16 protein-coding genes and 1 pseudogene are annotated in these 17784 nt (G+C 72.2%); 6 read left to right on the forward strand and 11 right to left on the reverse strand.

Features of this window, described 5'->3' with window-relative positions; all coding sequences use genetic code 11:
- Positions 1-73: 73 nt before the first annotated feature.
- Positions 74-457, reverse strand: a complete 384-nt coding sequence (locus ACFYMO_RS24515) for a VOC family protein (protein WP_366773791.1) — start codon at positions 455-457, stop codon at positions 74-76.
- Positions 458-584: 127 nt separating this feature from the next.
- On the opposite strand from ACFYMO_RS24515, the gene ACFYMO_RS24520 reads away from it, so the two are divergent.
- The gene (locus ACFYMO_RS24520) at positions 585-1127 is read left to right on the forward strand and encodes a CGNR zinc finger domain-containing protein (RefSeq protein ID WP_366773790.1); all 543 of its coding nucleotides are present in this window, start codon (positions 585-587) and stop codon (positions 1125-1127) included.
- Between the two features lie 146 nt (positions 1128-1273).
- Here ACFYMO_RS24520 and ACFYMO_RS24525 read toward each other — a convergent pair whose 3' ends face one another.
- A complete protein-coding gene (locus ACFYMO_RS24525) occupies positions 1274-2617 on the reverse strand; it encodes a UDP-glucose/GDP-mannose dehydrogenase family protein (protein ID WP_366773789.1) in 1344 nt (447 codons plus the stop codon).
- Positions 2618-2832: 215 nt separating this feature from the next.
- Here ACFYMO_RS24525 and ACFYMO_RS24530 point away from each other — a divergent pair, with 215 nt between their 5' ends.
- Positions 2833-3999, forward strand: a complete 1167-nt coding sequence (locus tag ACFYMO_RS24530; protein WP_366773788.1) for an acyl-CoA dehydrogenase family protein — start codon at positions 2833-2835, stop codon at positions 3997-3999.
- Between the two features lie 193 nt (positions 4000-4192).
- On the opposite strand, the gene ACFYMO_RS24535 is transcribed toward ACFYMO_RS24530, so the two are convergent.
- The 3 genes from ACFYMO_RS24535 to ACFYMO_RS24545 all read right to left on the reverse strand — a co-directional run bounded on the left by ACFYMO_RS24535 (position 4193) and on the right by ACFYMO_RS24545 (position 7189).
- The gene (locus tag ACFYMO_RS24535; protein ID WP_388548930.1) at positions 4193-5407 is read right to left on the reverse strand and encodes a dipeptidase; all 1215 of its coding nucleotides are present in this window, start codon (positions 5405-5407) and stop codon (positions 4193-4195) included.
- Positions 5404-5952, reverse strand: coding sequence for a 5-(carboxyamino)imidazole ribonucleotide mutase (gene purE / locus ACFYMO_RS24540; protein ID WP_366773786.1), 549 nt, complete (start codon positions 5950-5952; stop codon positions 5404-5406). Before purE ends, ACFYMO_RS24535 begins: the two co-directional genes overlap by 4 nt.
- A gap of 73 nt (positions 5953-6025) precedes the next feature.
- Positions 6026-7189 carry a 5-(carboxyamino)imidazole ribonucleotide synthase gene (locus tag ACFYMO_RS24545; protein WP_366773785.1) on the reverse strand — a complete coding sequence of 388 codons (1164 nt, stop codon included), beginning with the start codon at positions 7187-7189 and terminating at the stop codon, positions 6026-6028.
- A gap of 127 nt (positions 7190-7316) precedes the next feature.
- Here ACFYMO_RS24545 and ACFYMO_RS24550 point away from each other — a divergent pair, with 127 nt between their 5' ends.
- The gene (locus ACFYMO_RS24550) at positions 7317-7763 is read left to right on the forward strand and encodes a protease inhibitor I42 family protein (protein ID WP_366773784.1); all 447 of its coding nucleotides are present in this window, start codon (positions 7317-7319) and stop codon (positions 7761-7763) included.
- Positions 7764-7919: 156 nt separating this feature from the next.
- Positions 7920-8366 (forward strand): annotated as a pseudogene (locus ACFYMO_RS24555) (GtrA family protein); the annotation flags it as partial.
- Between the two features lie 180 nt (positions 8367-8546).
- On the opposite strand, the gene ACFYMO_RS24560 reads toward ACFYMO_RS24555, so the two are convergent.
- Both ACFYMO_RS24560 and ACFYMO_RS24565 read right to left on the reverse strand, forming a co-directional pair.
- Positions 8547-9833 carry an ATP-binding protein gene (locus ACFYMO_RS24560; protein WP_366773781.1) on the reverse strand — a complete coding sequence of 429 codons (1287 nt, stop codon included), beginning with the start codon at positions 9831-9833 and terminating at the stop codon, positions 8547-8549.
- 183 nt (positions 9834-10016) lie between these two features.
- Positions 10017-10697: a response regulator transcription factor gene (locus ACFYMO_RS24565; RefSeq protein ID WP_027760256.1), complete on the reverse strand. Its 681-nt coding sequence runs from the start codon at positions 10695-10697 to the stop codon at positions 10017-10019.
- Between the two features lie 322 nt (positions 10698-11019).
- Between ACFYMO_RS24565 and ACFYMO_RS24570 the strand changes: the two genes are divergently transcribed.
- The gene (locus ACFYMO_RS24570; protein WP_366773780.1) at positions 11020-12546 is read left to right on the forward strand and encodes an oligopeptide:H+ symporter; all 1527 of its coding nucleotides are present in this window, start codon (positions 11020-11022) and stop codon (positions 12544-12546) included.
- Between the two features lie 263 nt (positions 12547-12809).
- On the opposite strand, the gene ACFYMO_RS24575 is transcribed toward ACFYMO_RS24570, so the two are convergent.
- Positions 12810-13496 carry an ATP-binding protein gene (locus tag ACFYMO_RS24575; protein WP_388548937.1) on the reverse strand — a complete coding sequence of 229 codons (687 nt, stop codon included), beginning with the start codon at positions 13494-13496 and terminating at the stop codon, positions 12810-12812.
- A gap of 178 nt (positions 13497-13674) precedes the next feature.
- Positions 13675-14073: an STAS domain-containing protein gene (locus ACFYMO_RS24580; protein WP_366773779.1), complete on the reverse strand. Its 399-nt coding sequence runs from the start codon at positions 14071-14073 to the stop codon at positions 13675-13677.
- A gap of 261 nt (positions 14074-14334) precedes the next feature.
- Between ACFYMO_RS24580 and ACFYMO_RS24585 the strand changes: the two genes are divergently transcribed.
- On the forward strand, positions 14335-15324 hold the full coding sequence (locus ACFYMO_RS24585; protein WP_366773778.1) for an RNA polymerase sigma factor SigF: 990 nt from the start codon (positions 14335-14337) through the stop codon (positions 15322-15324).
- A gap of 191 nt (positions 15325-15515) precedes the next feature.
- Here ACFYMO_RS24585 and ACFYMO_RS24590 read toward each other — a convergent pair whose 3' ends face one another.
- Positions 15516-16046, reverse strand: coding sequence for a MarR family winged helix-turn-helix transcriptional regulator (locus tag ACFYMO_RS24590; RefSeq protein ID WP_366773777.1), 531 nt, complete (start codon positions 16044-16046; stop codon positions 15516-15518).
- Positions 16043-17491 (reverse strand): DHA2 family efflux MFS transporter permease subunit, encoded by a 1449-nt coding sequence (locus ACFYMO_RS24595; RefSeq protein WP_366773817.1) that lies wholly within the window; start codon positions 17489-17491, stop codon positions 16043-16045. The genes ACFYMO_RS24590 and ACFYMO_RS24595 overlap by 4 nt, the downstream gene beginning before the upstream one ends.
- Positions 17492-17784 lie beyond the last annotated feature (293 nt).

Genomic DNA, 17784 nt, shown 5'->3' on the forward strand with positions numbered 1-17784 from the left:
GGGGCCTGGCCGCCGTCGTTCCGCACCGCGGCAGGCTCCCCCTCGACAGCTCAGTGGCCGGCCACCCGGCGGCTCAGTGGTCGCACAGGCACAGGCAGAAGGGGTGCCCCGCCGGGTCGAGGTAGACGCGGAAGTCCCGGGCACCGTCCGCGTCGCCCTGGATGAGCCGGGCGCCCAGCGCCAGCACCTCCCGCTCGGCCTCCGCCAGGTGGGCCCGCGGCACGTCCAGGTCGAGGTGGAGCTGCTGGGAGTGCTCCCCGCTCGGCCACTGCGGCGGGACGAACCCGGGCGCCTCCTGGAACGCCAGCCGCCTGCGGCCGTCGGTGTCCAGCACCTCGGCCCACGTGCTGTCGCCGCCCGGATCCACCTTCCAGCCCAGCATCCGGGCGTAGAAGTCCGCCAGGCGCAGGGGGTCGGGACAGTCGAGTACGACTACGCCCATCGTGGGGATGGCCATCGTGATTCCTCTCTCCGCTGCTCGGCGGCCACCGTCTCGACCGCCGCGAACCGTTACCGGCAGAAAGGTGTATGGGGTAACGGCCTGAGTTACCCCATGATGGGCGAAGACCGGTAACGTCACAAGAGTGGGAGACAGAGAAGCGCCGGAGTCCCTCCGCCTGGTGCAGGAGCTGGTGAACACCCTCGACATCGAATCCGGCATCGACGAGCTGGCCTCCCCGGCGGACCTGGCCGGGTTCGCCGACGACCACGGGCTGGCGCGGTACCGGCTCGGCCCGGCCGACCTGGTGGAGCTGCGCGAGCTCCGGGAGGCGCTGCGCGCGGCCTGTACGGCCCACACGGGCACGGCGGTCCCGCCGGAGGCGGCCGCATCCCTGGAGCGGCTGCTGAACGCGGCACCGCTCGCGCTGCGCCTCGACTCCCGGGGTGCGGCCGTGCTGCGCCCCGCACCCGGCCTGACGGGCCTGCCCGCGCTCACGGCCCAGCTGGCCGCCCGGATCGCCACCGCGGCGGGCGAGGGCACCTGGCAGCGGCTGAAGGCGTGCGAGGCGCACGACTGCCGCTGGGTCTACTACGACCGCAGCCCCGCGGGCCGCAGCCGCTGGTGCAGCATGGCCGTCTGCGGCAGCCGCGCCAAGATGCGCGCCTACCGCGCCCGGCGCGGCTAGCGGGCCCGGGGCCCGACCCGCGCCTCCGGGCGCGGAGGCGCGGGCCACAGGTTCGCGGGCCGGCCCGGAGCGGGACGGGGCGTCCCGGCCCGGAGCGGGGCGAGGCCGGTCGGCGCCGGGTGGTCAGGCCGCGTGGGCCGCCGGGGTCACGCGGTGGGGCGGCCGAGTGCGCGGAAGAGCCAGCCGGACTTGCGCCAGAGCGCGGAGTCCAGGGTGTTGCGGCCGTCGAGGAGGTGACGGGAGGCGACGACGTCGCCCAGCGTGGCGGGATCGAGTTCCTTGAACTCCGGCCACTCCGTCAGATGCAGCACCACGTCGGCGCCGCGTGCGGCGTCCAGCGCGCTGTCCGCGTAGCCCAGCGTGGGGAAGACGGCCCGCGCGTTCTCCATGCCCTTCGGGTCGTAGACCGTCACCTGGGCGCCCTGGAGGTGCAGCTGCCCGGCGACGTTGAGCGCGGGCGAGTCGCGTACGTCGTCGGAGTCGGGTTTGAAGGTGGCGCCCAGCACCGCGATCCGCTTGCCGAGCAGCACCCCGCCCAGCGCGTCCCGGGCCAGCTCGACCATCTGGGCGCGGCGCCGCATGTTGATGGAGTCGACCTCGCGCAGGAAGGTGAGCGCCTCGGAGGCGCCCAGCTCGCCGGCGCGGGCCATGAAGGCGCGGATGTCCTTGGGCAGGCAGCCGCCGCCGAAGCCGATGCCGGCCCGGAGGAACTTGTGGCCGATGCGGTCGTCGTGGCCGATGGCCTCGGCGAGCTTGACCACGTCGCCGCCCGCGGCCTCGCAGACCTCGGCCATGGCGTTGATGAAGGAGATCTTCGTGGCCAGGAAGGAGTTTGCGGCGGTCTTGACCAGCTCGGCGGTCGGGAAGTCGGTCACCAGGAAGGGGGTGCCCTCGGCGACCGGCTGCGCGTACACCTCGCGCAGCAGCTCCTCGCCGCGTGGCCCGCCGACCCCGACGACGATGCGGTCGGGGTGGAGGGTGTCCTTGACGGCGAAGCTCTCCCGCAGGAACTCGGGGTTCCAGGCCAGCTCGGCCTGCTGCCCGGCGGGCGCCAGCTCGGCGATCCGGGTCGCGAGCCGCTCGGCGCTGCCGACCGGGACGGTGGACTTGCCGACGACGAGCGCGGGCCCGTGCAGCTGCGGCGCGAGGGAGTCGACGGCGCGCTCGACGTAGCTCATGTCGCAGGCGAACTCGCCGTGCTTCTGCGGCGTGTTGACGCACAGGAAGTGCACGTCACCGAAGGCGCCCAGCTCCTCCCAGGAGTCGGTGAAGCGCAGCCGGCCGGTGGAGCCCTCGACCCCGGCGACATGTGCGCGCAGCAGCTCCTCCAGGCCCGGCTCGAACATGGGCGCCTGCCCCTGTTCCAGCTTGCGCATCTTCTCCGGGACGACGTCCAGCCCCAGCACCTCGAACCCCAGTTCGGCCATGGCGGCCGCGTGGGTGGCGCCGAGATAGCCGAGGCCGATCACGGTGATCTTGGGCGAGGCCATGCGATGAGCTCCTTGTGACGGCAGAACGCTGTCCGCGAGCATAACGGGACCGCTGCTGTCGCGAACCTCACGTACCCCCGAGGAGCCGGCGGCCACTAAAATTGGGGTTACTTAACGGTAATTAGCAATCCCGGGGCACCCGGCACGACTCCCGAGGCACCCAGCAGTCCGTGGCACCCCAGGCATTCCGCATCCTCTCGAAGGAGTGAGACACCTTGGCGTCTGATTTCGACCTCTACCGGCCGTCCGAGGAGCACGAGATGCTCCGCGACTCGGTGCGCGCGCTCGCCGAGGCGAAGATCGCGCCGCACGCCGCCGAAGTGGACGAGGAGGCGCGGTTCCCGCAGGAGGCCCGGGACGCCCTGGTCGCCAACGACCTGCACGCGGTGCACGTACCCGAGGCCTTCGGCGGCGCCGGGGCCGACGCGCTGGCCACCGTCATCGTCATCGAGGAGGTCGCCCGGGTCTGCGGCTCGTCCTCCCTCATCCCGGCCGTCAACAAGCTCGGCTCGCTGCCGGTGATCCTCTCCGCCTCGGAAGAGCTGAAGAAGCGCTACCTGACGCCGCTGGCCAAGGGCGACGCGATGTTCTCCTACTGCCTGAGCGAGCCGGACGCCGGTTCCGACGCGGGCGGCATGAAGACCAAGGCCGTGCGGGACGGTGACCACTGGGTCCTCGACGGGGTCAAGCGCTGGATCACCAACGCCGGGGTCTCCGACTACTACACGGTGATGGCCGTCACCGACGCGGAGAAGCGCACCAAGGGCATCTCCGCGTTCGTGGTGGAGAAGGACGACCCGGGCGTCTCCTTCGGCGCCCCGGAGAAGAAGCTGGGCATCAAGGGCTCCCCCACCCGGGAGGTCTACCTGGACAACGTGCGCATCCCGGCCGACCGGATGATCGGCGCCGAGGGCACCGGCTTCGCCACCGCCATGAAGACCCTCGACCACACCCGCATCACCATCGCCGCACAGGCCCTGGGCATCGCGCAGGGGGCGCTGGACTACGCGAAGGGGTACGTCCAGGAGCGCAAGCAGTTCGGCAAGCCCATCGGCGACTTCCAGGGCGTGCAGTTCATGCTGGCCGACATGGCCATGAAGATCGAGGCCGCCCGGCAACTCACCTACGCGGCCGCCGCGCGCTCCGAGCGGGTCTCGGAAGGCAGCGAGAAGGAGGACCTGACCTTCTTCGGCGCCGCCGCCAAGTGCTACGCCTCGGACGCCGCCATGGAGATCACCACCGACGCCGTCCAGCTCCTCGGCGGCTACGGCTACACCCGCGACTACCCCGTCGAGCGGATGATGCGGGACGCGAAGATCACCCAGATCTACGAGGGCACCAACCAGGTGCAGCGGATCGTGATGGCGCGGAACCTGCCGTAGCGGTTTCGCAGGTCGGCGGCGTCCGGCGTCCGGGAGACCGGTTCCCGCCCGGGGCCCGGGGCAGCACAGGGTGCTTCCCCGGGCCCCGGCCCGTTCCGGGGTGCGCACCGGGCACGCCCGTGGCGGTGCCCGGCGCGCCGGGCCGCGCGGCCCTCCCGGCGCGGAATCGGCCCACCGAACCGGTGCCGGCCGGTCAGCTCGCGCGCCGGGCGCCGTCCAACTGGTCGATCGTGGCGATGGAGGGTCCGCGCTGCGTCTGCAGCGTCCGGGCCGCCTCCTCCGCCTCGCGCAGCACGCGCAGGGCGTTGGACCAGGTCAGCTTGGCCAGGTCGGCCTCGGACCAGTTGCGGTCCAGCAGCTCGGCCACCAGGTGCGGGTAGCCGGCCACGTCCGAGAGCTGGGCCGGGGTGAAGGCGGTGCCGTCGAAGTCGCCGCCGATGCCGATGTGGTCGATGCCCGCGACCTCGCGCATGTGGTCGAGGTGGTCGGCGACGGTGCTCGCGTCCGGGATCGGCCGCGGGTTGGCGCGCTCGAACTCGCGCTGCACCGCACGGCCCTCGTCGGACAGGTCGAGGTGGTCGAGGCCGTGCGCCCGCATGTTCTCGTCGGCCGCCCGGGTCCAGGCCACCGCCTCGGGGAGGATGAACTTCGGCACGAAGGTGGCCATCGCCACGCCCCCGTTGGCGGGGAGCTGGGCGAGCACGTCGTCGGGGATGTTGCGCGGGTGGTCGCAGACCGCGCGCGCCGAGGAGTGCGAGAAGATGACGGGCGCCTCGGTGACCCGCAGCGCGTCGCGCATCGTCCCGGCCGCCACGTGCGAGAGGTCCACCAGCATGCCGAGCCGGTTCATCTCCCGGACGACCTCTTCGCCGAAGCGACTCAGGCCGCCCGCACGCGGCTCGTCGGTGGCCGAGTCGGCCCAGTCCAGCGAGTTGTTGTGGGTGAGCGTCAGATAGCGCACCCCGAGCTGGTAGAGAGCGCGCAGCGCGGCCAGCGAGTTGTTGATGGAGTGCCCGCCCTCGGCGCCCATCAGCGAGGCGATGCGCCGCTGCGCGTGCGCCGCCTCCACGTCCTCGGCGGTGAAGGCCAGTTGGAGATCCTGCGGATAGCGCGCCGCCAGCAGCCGTACGGCGTCGATCTGCTCCAGGGTGGCGCTCACCGCGTCGTCCCCGGTCAGCTCGCCGGGTACGTAGACGGACCAGAACTGCGCCCCGACCCCGCCCGCGCGCAGCCGCGCCAGGTCGGTGTGCAGCTTCTCGCGCTGGTCGAGCGCGATGTCGAGCTTGTCCAGGTCGTAGTGCGCCTGCTCGCGCAGCGCCCAGGGCAGGTCGTTGTGCCCGTCCACGACAGGGTGCGCGGTCAGCAGCGCGCGGGCGTGCTCCAGGCGGGGGCTGTCGGGCCGCGTCACCGGTTGCCTCCCGCCTGGCCGAAGCCGAACCCGGTCTCCCCGGCGGCCTTGGCCCGCAGCCGCTTGCCCTTCTCGGTGGCCTGCTCGTTGAGCTCCTGCTGGAAGTCGCGCATCTTCTCGCGGAGTTCGCCGTCGTGCACGGCGAGCATCCGGACGGCGAGCAGCCCGGCGTTGCGCGCTCCGCCGACGGAGACGGTCGCGACGGGGACCCCCGCGGGCATCTGCACGATGGACAGCAGCGAGTCCATGCCGTCCAGGTGCTTCAGCGGTACGGGTACGCCGATGACCGGCAGCGGGGTGACCGACGCGAGCATGCCCGGCAGGTGCGCCGCGCCGCCCGCGCCCGCGATGACCGCCTTCAGGCCGCGGTCGGCGGCGTCCTCGCCGTAGGCGAGCATCTCGCGCGGCATCCGGTGCGCGGAGACGACGTCCACCTCGTAGGGCACCGAGAACTCCTCCAGCGCCTTGGCGGCCCCCTCCATGACGGGCCAGTCCGAGTCGGACCCCATGACGATCCCCACGAGGGGGCTGGCAGCAGTACTCATACGGCTCCTAGGTAGCTGGTCCGGACCGGCTCGCCGGGGGCGATCCGCCCTGCGGTGCGCGCCGCCCGCGGGCTCACTCCACGACGGTGCCGCGCAGATACCCGGCGGCGTGCGCGGCGCGCTCCCGCACCTCGGCGAGATCGTCACCGTAGACGTTGACATGCCCCACCTTGCGGCCGGGCTTCACGTCCTTGCCGTACATGTGGATCTTGAGCTGCGGGTCGCGGGCCATGCAGTGCAGGTACGCGGCGTACATGTCGGGGTAGTCGCCGCCCAGCACGTTGGCCATCACCGTCCAGCGCTCCCGGCAGCGCGGGTCGCCCAGCGGCAGGTCGAGCACGGCGCGCACGTGGTTGGCGAACTGCGAGGTGACCGCGCCGTCCTGGGTCCAGTGGCCGGAGTTGTGCGGCCGCATGGCCAGCTCGTTGACGAGCAGCCGACCGTCGGCGGTCTCGAACAGCTCCACGGCCAGGTGCCCGACGACTCCCAGTTCGTGCGCCACCTTCAGCGCGATCTGCTGGGCTCCCAGCGCGAGGTCCTCGGCCAGTTCGGGCGCGGGGGCGATCACGGTGTCGCAGACCCCGTCGACCTGCACGGACTCCACGACCGGGTAGGCGACGGCCTGCCCGTGCGGGGAGCGCACGACGTTCGCCGCCAGCTCCCGCGCGAAGTCGACCTTCTCCTCGGCGAGCACGGGGACGCCCGCCTTGAAGGGCTCGGCCGCGTTCGGGTCGTCGGCGCCGCGCACGACCCACACGCCCTTGCCGTCGTAGCCGCCGCGCACCGTCTTGAGGACGACGGGGAAGCCGTCGCCGGTGCCGGGGGCCGCGCCCTCCGCGGCGAAGGCCGCGACGTCCCGGGGGTCGCTCACCAGGCGGTTGCGCGGGGCGGGCACGCCGAGTCCGGCGAGCCGGGCGCGCATCACGCCCTTGTCCTGCGCGTGCACGAGCGCGTCCGGCCCGGGGCGGACGGGGATGCCGTCCGCCTCCAGGGCGCGGAGGTGCTCGGTGGGCACGTGCTCGTGATCGAAAGTGATCACGTCGCAGCCTTCGGCGAAGCGCCGCAGCGTGTCCAGATCTCGGTAGTCGCCAACGACAACCTCGTTGACGACTTGTGCCGCCGAGTCCTGCGCCGTATCGGAGAGGAGCTTGAACCTGATGCCGAGCGGGATGCCCGCCTCGTGGGTCATACGAGCGAGCTGGCCACCGCCGACCATGCCGACCACCGGGAATGTCACGGCTCCAGGGTACGGCGCGTGAGAGGGCGCCCGGTCCGCCCGGGTCCCGGCAGCCCCGCTGCCCTATGCTCGGCGCCGGTCGGTCCTGACAGGGACCTGCGGAAAACGGGGGCCGGGATTGCGGCGTATGAAACCAGCCACACTGGCGCTGACCGTCCTGCTGGCCGCCACGGCGTGCGGCGCGGGCGGTGGCAGCGGCGGGGACGACGGCGGCACCGGCGTCCCGCGGCCCCGCGAGTTCGGCACCGACCGGACCCGGGTGCGGGTCGGCCCGCACGAGACGTTCGTGCTGAAGGTCCCCTACCGGCCCTCCGAGGGATACGGCTGGGTCGTCCGCGGAAAGCGGCCCGACCGGCGGATCCTCACCCGGCTGAGCACCACCAGCCACGGCTTCACGCCTGACCGTCCGGGCGACCGCGGCGAGCGCTGGTACACCCTCCGGGCCGAGCGGTCCGGAAGCACGGAGCTCGCGCTGCGGGAGTGCTTCGGGTGCGGGACCGGGCATCCGCGGGCGGACGAGGACCACCCCGTCCGGGTCGTCACTTTCCGGATCACGGTCGTGGACCGACCGTGACCGGGCCGCGGTTCGACCGGCACCGCGTCCGGCAGCGCACCGCCGCGGGCGCAACCTTCGGCACACCTGTGTGCGTCAATCGCCCTACAGGGCGAATGCGCGCCTGGTTAGCATGGGGCAGCTTCGACACCGACCGAAACGGGGCTCAGTATCGCTATGGGTGAACGGCGCACGATGCGCCCGGGGCTGGAACGGCTTGTGCGCGAACTGGGCAAGTTCGGCGCCGTCGGTGCGCTGGGCTTCCTGGTGAATGTCGCGATCTTCAACCTGTGCATGCACACGTTCCAGCTCGCGCCCATCCGCTCCGGCGTCATCGCGCAGGTCGTCGCGATCGGCACCAACTACCTGGGCAACCGCTACTGGACCTACCGGCACACCGACAAGAACCGGATCCACCGCGAGACGGTCCTCTTCTTCCTCTTCAGCGGGGCCGGGCTGGTGCTGGAGAACGGCATCCTCGCCCTCTCGCACTACGGCTTCGGCTACACCTCGACACTCGCGGACAACATCGCCAAGAACGTCATCGGGCTCGCCGTCGGCACCGCCTTCCGCTTCTGGGCGTACCGCACCTGGGTCTTCCGGGCGCGCACGAAGGCGCCCGCGCGGATCCGCGGGGCCGACGCCGCGGGACCGCCGACCGACGGTCCTGCCCCCGAGCAGCGCCGGCCCGCGGGCGGCGCCGCAGGGGTCGGCGGCGGCGCGGCAGCCCTCCGGGGCGCGGAACCGGCCGGGTTCCGGGAGGGGGACGCGGCCGGGGTCCGGTTGGCCGTCGGGGCGGCGGCTTCAGCCGGCGCCGGACGCCTCGAGGTCGGCGGCCTCACGGCTGAGGAACAGCGCGAAGACCGGCGGCAGCTGCTGAAGTAGCTCCAGCCGCCCGCCGTCCGCCTCCGCGAGGTCCCGCGCCACCGCGAGGCCCAGGCCTGTGGAGTTGTGGCCGCTCACCGTCCGCTCGAAGACGCGCGAGCCCAGCGCCTCGTCCACCCCGGGGCCCTCGTCCGTGACCTCCACGACGACCTGGTTCCCGGTCACCCGGGTGCGCAGCGCGACCGTCCCGGCGCCGTGCATCAGCGAGTTCTCGATCAACGTCGCCAGCACCTGCGCCACCGCGCCCGGCGTGCCCACGGCCCGCAGGCCCGTCTTGCCCGAGCGCACGATGGCCCGGCCCGCGCTGCGGTAGGCGGGCTTCCACTCCTCTATCTGCTGCTTGACCACCTCGTCCAGGTCGAAGCTGACCGCCGAGCCGGTACGCGGGTCGCGGGAGTTGGTCAGCAGCCGCTGCACGACGTCGGTGAGCCGCTCGACCTGGGCGAGCGCGATGGTCGCCTCCTCCTTGACCACGGCGCGGTCCTCGGGCTCGTCGCCCTCGGCCATCGCGATGATCTCCTCCAGCCGCATGGACAGCGCGGTCAGCGGCGTCCGCAGCTGGTGCGAGGCGTCCGCCGCCAGTCGGCGCTCGGCCGTCAGCATCCGGCCGATCCGGTCCGCGCTGCCGTCCAGCACGTCCGCGACCCGGTCCAGCTCCGGTACCCCGTAGCGCCGGTGCCGGGGGCGCGGGTCGCCGGAGCCGAGGCGCTCGGCGGTCTCGGCCAGGTCGGTGAGCGGGGCCGCCACGCGGTGCGCCTGGCGGACCGCGAGCACGGCGGCGGCGACCACCGCCAGCAGCGCGACCGCGAGGATGATCAGCAGCGTACGGCCGACCTCGGCGCGCACCGCCGACCGGGAGGCCTGGACCGTGATGCGTTCGCCGTGCGCACCGGTCTGCCGGGACTCGACGACCTCGCCGGAGGGCTTGTCACCGACCTCGATGGGACGCCGGCCGGGCAGTTCGACGCGGATGTAGCGGACGTAGCGGTCCTTGGAAGTGGTGACGCCGATGGACTCCTCGGTCACCCGCTCCCCGGCCACCAGCCGGCTCTCCACGGTGGAGACCAGCCGGACCGCCTCGGAGCGGACGTTCTCCTTGGTGCTGTTCTCGATCGTGCGGGACTCCACGATGACGAGCGAGATCCCGAAGACCGCGACGACGACCAGGACGACGGCGAGGATGGACAGGATGAGCCGACGGCGCACGTGCTGGCTTCTTTCCTAGCTGTTTCCGGGGGCCTGGCTGTTTTCGGGGGCCGGCTGTTCACGAGGGGACGGTGTGCGAGGGGTGTCTCCGGGCCGGGGGTTCCCGCGGCCGCCCGGAGGGGCCCGGGACGGGCTCCTCCGGGCGACCCCGGCTCCCCGGCTCCCTGCGCGGTCCGAGGGGCGTCAGCTCTTCTCGAAGCGGAAGCCGACGCCGCGCACGGTGGCGATGTAGCGCGGGTTGGCCGCGTCGTCGCCGAGTTTCTTGCGCAGCCAGGAGATGTGCATGTCGAGCGTCTTGGTCGAGGACCACCAGGTGGTGTCCCACACCTCGCGCATGAGCTGGTCCCGGGTGACGACCCGGCCCGCGTCCCGCACCAGCACCCGCAGCAGGTCGAACTCCTTCGCGGTGAGCTGGAGTTCCTCCTCGCCCATCCAGGCGCGGTGGGACTCGACGTCGATCCGTACGCCGTGGGTGGCGGGGGGCTGGGCGGGCTCGGCGGGCGTGCCGCGGCGCAGCAGGGCGCGGACGCGCGCGAGCAGCTCGGCGAGTCGGAAGGGCTTGGTGACGTAGTCGTCGGCACCCGCGTCGAGGCCGACGACGGTGTCCACCTCGTCGGCGCGCGCGGTCAGCACGAGGACGGGAAAGGCGTGGCCCTCGTTGCGCAGCCTGCGGCACACCTCCAGGCCGTCCATGCCGGGCAGCCCCAGGTCGAGCACGACGAGGTCGATTCCCTCGCTCAGCCCCGCGTCGAGCGCGGCGGGGCCGTCCTCGCGGACCTCGACCTCGTATCCCTCCCGGCGCAGGGCGCGGGCCAGGGGTTCCGAGATCGATGCGTCATCCTCGGCGAGCAGTACACGGGTCATGCACCGATGGTAATCCGCGTGGCAGAGCGCCAGTGGGGACATGGTGCGTTCCCTTCACCGGCACTGTCGATCTCCAGGTGATATGAACACGACACCGTCGAAACAGCGGGAGGGTTGCACGGTTCACCTGTGATCTGTCTCGCAAGGCCTTCCCTCGTACCGCGAACGGTGACTTATGGTGAATGCACTTATGTAGTGAACGTCGAGGACTCCTGGCGCCACAGCACCACGGCCAGGGGTCCTTCTCCGTGTACGGGCCCCGCTTGCGAGCAACGCCGCTGGTCAGCGCGGCCCCGCAGCGCAACGGCAAGGAACACCGATTATGGCGCCCAGCCTGACGAAGGACGCCCCCGGCAACACCGGCGGCAGGACCTTCTTCGGCCACCCACGAGGTCTGGCCACGCTCTTCATGACGGAGATGTGGGAGCGCTTCAGCTTCTACGGCCTTCGCGCCCTGCTCGTCGTCTACCTCGTGGCCGGCGGGCCCGACGCGGGCGAGGGCGGCGCGGGCCACCAGGGCGGCGGCCTGGCCATGGACCTGGCGACCGCCACCGCGATCTACTCCGTCTACAACGCCATGGTCTACCTGCTGACCATGCCGGGCGGCTGGTTCGGCGACCGGCTCTGGGGACCCCGCAAGACGGTCACCGTCGGCGCCGGGATCATCATGCTCGGCCACCTCACCCTGGCGGTGCCGGGCGAGGGAGCCTTCTTCGTCGGCCTGGCCTGCGTGGCCACCGGCTCCGGGCTGCTGAAGGCCAACATCTCCAAGATGGTCGGCGACCTGTACAACGGCCCCGACGACCCGCGGCGGGACGGCGGCTTCACAGTCTTCTACATGGGCATCAACGCGGGCTCCTTCCTCGCCCCGTTCGCCATCGGCACCGTCGGCCAGACCGTCAACTGGCACCTGGGCTTCGGCATGGCCGCCGTCGGCATGGGCCTGGGCCTGATCCAGTTCCTCGTCGGCTCGCGCCACCTGGACCCGCGCAGCAGCCAGATCCCCTCGCCGCTCTCGGCGCAGGAGAAGTCGGCCGTGCTGCGCAAGGCACTGCTGTGGCTGATCGTCGCCGTCCTCTTCTACGGCGTCGTGGTGGCCACCGGTACCTTCACCCTCAACTGGGCGATGGTCCCGCTCACCGTCCTGGGCCTGCTGATCCCGCTCGGCATGCTGGTGCGGATCAAGCGCGACAAGGACCTCACCCGGGCCGAGCAGGGCCGGATGACCGGCTACATCTGGTTCTTCGCCGCCGCGGCGATCTTCTGGATGATCTACGACCAGGGTGCCTCGACCGTGCAGGCCTTCGGCGACGCCAAGACCACCACGCAGGTGCTGGGCTGGCACTTCCCCTCGACCTGGTTCCAGTCGATCAACCCGCTCTTCATCATCCTGCTCGCGCCGCTCTTCGCCGCACTGTGGCTGTCGCTCAACCGGCGCGGCAAGGAGCCGTCGACCACCTCGAAGTTCGCGTTCTCGCTGGTCGTGATGGGCCTGTCGTTCTTCGTCTTCGTCATCCCGATGGGCATGGCCTCCGGCGGGACGAAGGTGAGCCCCATGTGGCTGGTCCTCATCTTCCTGCTGCACACGATCGCGGAGCTGTGCCTCTCGCCGGTGGGCCTGTCGGTGACCACCAAGCTGGCCCCCGCCAAGTACGCGAGCCAGCTCATGGGTGTCTGGTTCCTCGCCGTGACGGCGGGCGACAGCATCACCGGCCTGCTGTCCATCGGCGGCGCCGACCTCAGCACCACCGGCGTCGTCGCCGTCGAGGCCACCCTCTCCGCCCTGGCGGGCTTCGCCATCTACATGTACCGGCGGCAGATCGCGGCCACCATGGACGAACCCCAGTAGGCCTCCGCGCCCGGACCCCGGCCGGGCCGCACCGGCTCCCGTCGGGCACGCCGGCCCCCTGCTGATCCGTCGGACCCCGCCGCAGCCGCGCGGCGGGGTCCGACGGCGTCCGGACGAGGGCCGCCCGGCTCGCGGCGGATGGTCCCCGGACGGACGGTGACCGGCGGCCGGTGGATCGCGAGCGGCACCGTGGCCCGGAGGCGGGAAGGTGACGGGGAGGACAGCAGCGAAAAAGGGAAGAGCGGATGAGGCGGCGGGCCGCCTCAGTGCGGAGCGGCGAGCTCCGCCCACACGGTCTTGCCGGAGCCCTCGGGGTTGCGGACGACACCCCAGTCCAGGCACAGCCGCTGGACGATGAACATCCCGTGCCCGCCGGGCCGTCCGGCGCGGTGCGGGGTGCGCGGGGACGGGGAACCGCTCCCCGGGTCGACGATCTCCAGGCGCAGCACCTTCGCGTTGGCACCCACGCGCAGCTCTTCGGGGCCGTCGGCGTGCAGGCACGCGTTGGTGACCAACTCCGAGACGACGAGCAGGACGTCCTCGGCGGCCGCGCGCTGGTCCGCGGTGGCGGCGGGCAGCCAACCCCAGTCCTGGAGGGCTCGGCGGGTGAAGTCCCGGGCCCGCGGCACGGCTCCGCTGGCGCCGACCAGCCGCAGCCTGCGGACCTGCCGCATCGGCTGCCCTGCCCGGCGTGCGGCCCCTGCCGCGGCCGAGGCCGTGCTCTCCGCAGCGGTCCCCATGGCGCCACTCCCCCCCTCGGGTTCGGGTGCGGACGTGTTGGCGGCCCCGGAGCCCGCGGCTCCCGAGAGCTGCTCACGCCCCGTGTCCGTACCGGTACGCACCCGTGCGTCAGCACTCCCGGCGGCACCGCACCCCGGGCCCGCGGTCGCCGGAGTGCCCTCGGGCTCCGGACCGCGGTCGCCCGCCGGTTGCGGCCGGGTGGTGCTCATCAGTGGTTCACCTCACCGATCACCGGTTGCGTTTCGCCGTCCCGCGCCCCCCGCAGCAGTGCGGGGCCGTGACGCGCTGTACACGAATGTCTGACAGATTCGATGGACTCCTGCCCGGACGCACCGTGAGAACACTTACGGATTCGGCCGGACCTGTGTGATGCGCGTAACGCCCTGATTACGACTCGGGCTGCTGTTCCGTTCCCGAGGGGTTCCGGAGCGCGGATTCGAGGGTGTCGTGCACGGTGAAGACCGCGCTGGCCCCGGTGATCTCGAAGACGCGGGCCACTACGGGGAGCATCCCCGCCAGATGGACGCCGCCGTCGGCCTCCTCCGCCTTCAGGCGGGCGCCGAGCAGCACGTTCAATCCCGTCGAGTCGCAGAATTCGAGCCGCGAGCAGTCCACGACGAGGCGGGTGTACCCCTCTTCGACGCTCCGCTCCAGCGGCTCGCGCAACAGCTCGGCGGTGTGGTGGTCGAGCTCACCTTCAGGGGTCACCACGGCACTGATCCCCTCGTGCCGCACCTCGACCGTCAGCCGACCCTGGCTCGTGCTGCCGGGCATCCCGCGGTCCATGCACACCCCTTCTGATCCATGTGAGGGCCTTCACTGCTTCCCCCGTCGAGCGGTTGGCAACCCTACGCCTTCGACAGCCTTACCGGTAGCCGAACATCGGACAGATTGGTCACAGATGGACATAAGGAGCTTGCCCTCGCTGTGCAGGAACAGGTAGGTCTAGTAGGGATACCGAAACAACGTCGGCCCTGGAGGCGCCGCACCCCGTAGTGCACGTCACGGCTTCGGCAGCCATATGCCGAGAAACCATGGAGGACAGCCATGTCACCCCGGCTCGACAATGGGATATCCGACCCCGCGCACGCGCAGGTCGAGGCCCTTCCCGCCGTTCCGGAGCAGCGCAGCACGGACCGGCTGCCGGATTCCCGGTCCCTGGCCCCCGAAACCCTCGGCGATCCGGCGAGCGCCGAGCAGATCGCGGAGGCGGTGGAAGCCGACCTCTTCGACCAGCTCCAGCTCCCCGAGATCCCACCCTATGACGAGGTCGGTCCGCTGGACGCGCGGGCCCTGTCCAAGACGCTGTTCGAGCGGCTGGAGAACCTCGACGAGGGCACCCACGAGTACGCCTACGTCCGCAACACCCTGGTCGAGCTCAACCTCGCCCTGGTGAAGTTCGCGGCCTCCCGGTTCCGCTCCCGCAGCGAGCCGATGGAGGACATCGTCCAGGTCGGCACCATCGGCCTCATCAAGGCGATCGACCGCTTCGAGCTGAACCGCGGCGTCGAGTTCCCCACCTTCGCGATGCCGACCATCGTCGGCGAGATCAAGCGCTTCTTCCGCGACACGTCCTGGTCGGTGCGGGTACCCCGGCGCCTCCAGGAGCTGCGGCTCGACCTGGCCAAGGCGGGCGACGAACTCGCCCAGAAGCTGGACCGGGCGCCGACCGCGGAGGAGTTGGCCAAGCGGCTGAACATCTCCAGCGAGGAAGTCATCGAGGGCATGGCGGCGAGCAACGCCTACACCGCCAGCTCGCTGGACGCGCAGCCCGAGGAGGACGACACCGAGGGCGCGCTGGCCGACCGGATCGGCTACGAGGACCACGGGCTCGAGGGCATCGAGTACGTGGAGTCCCTGAAGCCGCTGATCGCCGAACTCCCCCCGCGGGACCGCAGAATCCTCTCGCTGCGCTTCGTGGCGAACATGACCCAGTCGGAGATCGGTGAGGAGCTCGGCATCTCGCAGATGCACGTCTCACGGCTGCTCTCCCGCACCCTGGGCAAGCTCCGCAAGGGGCTGATGGTCGAAGAGTGACGCGGGGTGCCGCCCCACGAGGTGCGGCCCGCTCCGTGTGCCGAGGGCCCGGCCGGACGACGCAGTCCGGCCGGGCCCTCGGCCTGTCCGGGGCGGCGAACCCGGGTCAGGCCGGGCCGGGCCGGCGGACCCGGCCGGAACGCGAGCCACCGGCCCGGTACGGCCCCCGGTTCAGGTTCCGGAATGCCGGTTCAGTCCGCGGGGCCGGTGTGCAGGGCCCGGTCCAGGATGCGGGCGAGGGCCGCCAGGTCAGCCGCCGCCAGGCCGCGGAGGGCCGGGGGCGGGGTGTCGGTGATCCGCGCCATCTCGGCCGCCGCCGCGGCTCCCGCCCCGGTGACCTCGACCAGTTTGGAGCGGCGGTCGGCCGGATTCGGCTCCCGCGTGACCAGCCCGCGCTGCACCAGGTAGTCGACGGAGAGCGTGGTGTACGGCGCGTCGGCGAACAGGGCGGCGGCCAGCGCGCTGAGCGTGAGCGGGCCCTCGTCCGCGACGTACCGCAGCGCCTTGGCGCGGAAGTAGCTCATCCCCAGCGCCTCGACGACCCGGGGCCGCACGTCCGCGGTCTCCAGGACGAGGGTGCGCATGCCGCGCCAGACCCGGACGGCCTCCTGCTCGACGGCGTCGGCCCCCGGAGCACCCGCGCCCGCGCTCTCGGGCGCTCCGGCCCAGGTCCCGGACTCGGTGCCCTCCGGTCCGCCGTGCGCGGACTCCGTGCTGTTCATCCCGCTGCCTCGCTGCTCGTACGCCCCGCGGCCGGACGCCGCGCCGCCTCGTCACCCCCGTCGCCCCCGTCCAGCAGGTGGGCCGCGCGGCGTGCCGTCTCCCGGGCCCGGTTGCCGGTGGAGAGGATACCGAGCGCGAGCACGGCCAGTCCGCAGGCGGAGACGATCCACCAGGCGGCCCGCTCGGTCTCCTGGAACCCGGCGGCCTGCTGGAGGCCGCCGCCCGCGCCGAAGCCGCCCGCCGCCATCACCGCGCCGATGACGGCCACGCCCAGGGAGGAGCCGACCTGCCGGCTGGTGGAGGCGACCGCGGCGGCGACGCCCGCCTGCGCGCGGGGCATGCCCGAGACGGCGGTGTTGGTGATCGGCGCGTTGACCAGTCCGAAGCCGATACCGAAGAGCACGTACCCGGTGAAGAGCACCCCCAGCGGCAGGTCGGCCGAGACCGTGCAGGCCAGCAGTGTCCCCGCGGCGGTCATCCCCGCGCCCGCGGCCGCCAGCGGCAGCCGCGCGCCGCGGGAGCCCACCAGGCGGCCGGAGAGCGGCGCGCAGACCAGCGTCATCAGCGCCATCGGCAGCATGCACAGTCCGGCACGCAGCGCGCTCAGCTGGCGGATCTCCTGGAGGTAGAGCGACGTGACGAAGAGGAAGCCGCCCAGCGCCGCGAACGCGCACACCGCGACCGCGACCGCGCCCGTGAACGGCAGGCTGCGGAAGAAGCGCGGGTCGACGAGGGGTTCGGCGCGGCGCGACTCGTAGGCCACCAGCCCGGCCAGGGCGCCGAGCGCGGCGGCCAGGCAGCCGAGCACCAGCGGCGAGCCGAAGCCGTGCTGCGGGCTCTCGATGATGCCGTAGGTGAGGGTGCCGAGCAGGACGATCACCAGGAGCTGGCCCACAGGGTCGGCCCTGCGGGCCCGGGGCGCGCGGGACTCGGGGATGTAGAGGGTCGTCAGCAGCCACGCGGCCAGGCCGACCGGCACGTTCACCCAGAAGATCGCCTGCCAGCCGCTGACGTCGACCAGCAGCCCGCCGAGCAGGGGTCCGGCCGCCATGCTGACGCCGACGACCCCGCCCCACACGCCGATCGCGCGGGCTCGTTCGCGGGGTTCGGTGAAGGTGTTGGTGATGATCGACATCGCGACGGGGTTGAGCATCGAGCCGCCCACCGCCTGCAGGGCTCGGGCCGCCACCAGCCAGCCGAGCCCCGGGGCCAGGCTGCACAGCAGCGAGCCCAGGACGAAGAGCAACAGCCCCCATCGGAAGACCCGCCGGCGGCCCAGCCGGTCCGCCGTGGAGCCGGACAGCATCAGCAGCGCGGCCAGTACCAGGGTGTAGGCGTCGACCACCCATTGCAGGCCCGACACCGAGGCGCCCAGTTCGGCGCGGATGTCGGGCAGCGCCACGTTGAGCGCCGTCGTGTCGAGGCTGACGATCAGCAGCGACATGCAGCAGATCGCCAGCACGAGCTGTCGGCGGCGCGGCGGGAGTTCGGCGTCGGACACAGCAGTCCCCCATCGCTTATACGAATACAACAGTTGTGACTCTACAACCAACTCCTGTCCGCCGGTCAACGTACCCGCGCCCGGGTGCACGGGACTCCCGCAGGCCGGCCACGTCGGCACCGCCCTCTGCCCGGTTCACCGACGGCACCCGGCAGATCGCGCACGGGGCGACCGGCTCGCCGCGCCGCACCCGCGTGAACAACGCTCCAGGCCAATACACCTAGGGACGATCCCTC

It is taken from the genome of Streptomyces sp. NPDC007025, assembly GCF_042869455.1.
Lineage (GTDB): Bacteria > Actinomycetota > Actinomycetes > Streptomycetales > Streptomycetaceae > Streptomyces.

Coding starts and splice junctions, on each gene's coding strand:
- ACFYMO_RS24585 (WP_366773778.1), top strand. CDS start 14,335: ATGTCACCCCGGCTCGACAATGGGATATCCGACCCCGCGCACGCGCAG.
- ACFYMO_RS24590 (WP_366773777.1), bottom strand. CDS start 16,046: ATGAACAGCACGGAGTCCGCGCACGGCGGACCGGAGGGCACCGAGTCC.
- ACFYMO_RS24525 (WP_366773789.1), bottom strand. CDS start 2,617: ATGGCCTCGCCCAAGATCACCGTGATCGGCCTCGGCTATCTCGGCGCC.
- ACFYMO_RS24570 (WP_366773780.1), top strand. CDS start 11,020: ATGGCGCCCAGCCTGACGAAGGACGCCCCCGGCAACACCGGCGGCAGG.
- ACFYMO_RS24595 (WP_366773817.1), bottom strand. CDS start 17,491: ATGTCGCTGCTGATCGTCAGCCTCGACACGACGGCGCTCAACGTGGCG.
- ACFYMO_RS24580 (WP_366773779.1), bottom strand. CDS start 14,073: ATGGACCGCGGGATGCCCGGCAGCACGAGCCAGGGTCGGCTGACGGTC.
- ACFYMO_RS24550 (WP_366773784.1), top strand. CDS start 7,317: ATGAAACCAGCCACACTGGCGCTGACCGTCCTGCTGGCCGCCACGGCG.
- ACFYMO_RS24515 (WP_366773791.1), bottom strand. CDS start 457: ATGGCCATCCCCACGATGGGCGTAGTCGTACTCGACTGTCCCGACCCC.
- purE (WP_366773786.1), bottom strand. CDS start 5,952: ATGAGTACTGCTGCCAGCCCCCTCGTGGGGATCGTCATGGGGTCCGAC.
- ACFYMO_RS24575 (WP_388548937.1), bottom strand. CDS start 13,496: ATGAGCACCACCCGGCCGCAACCGGCGGGCGACCGCGGTCCGGAGCCC.
- ACFYMO_RS24565 (WP_027760256.1), bottom strand. CDS start 10,697: ATGACCCGTGTACTGCTCGCCGAGGATGACGCATCGATCTCGGAACCC.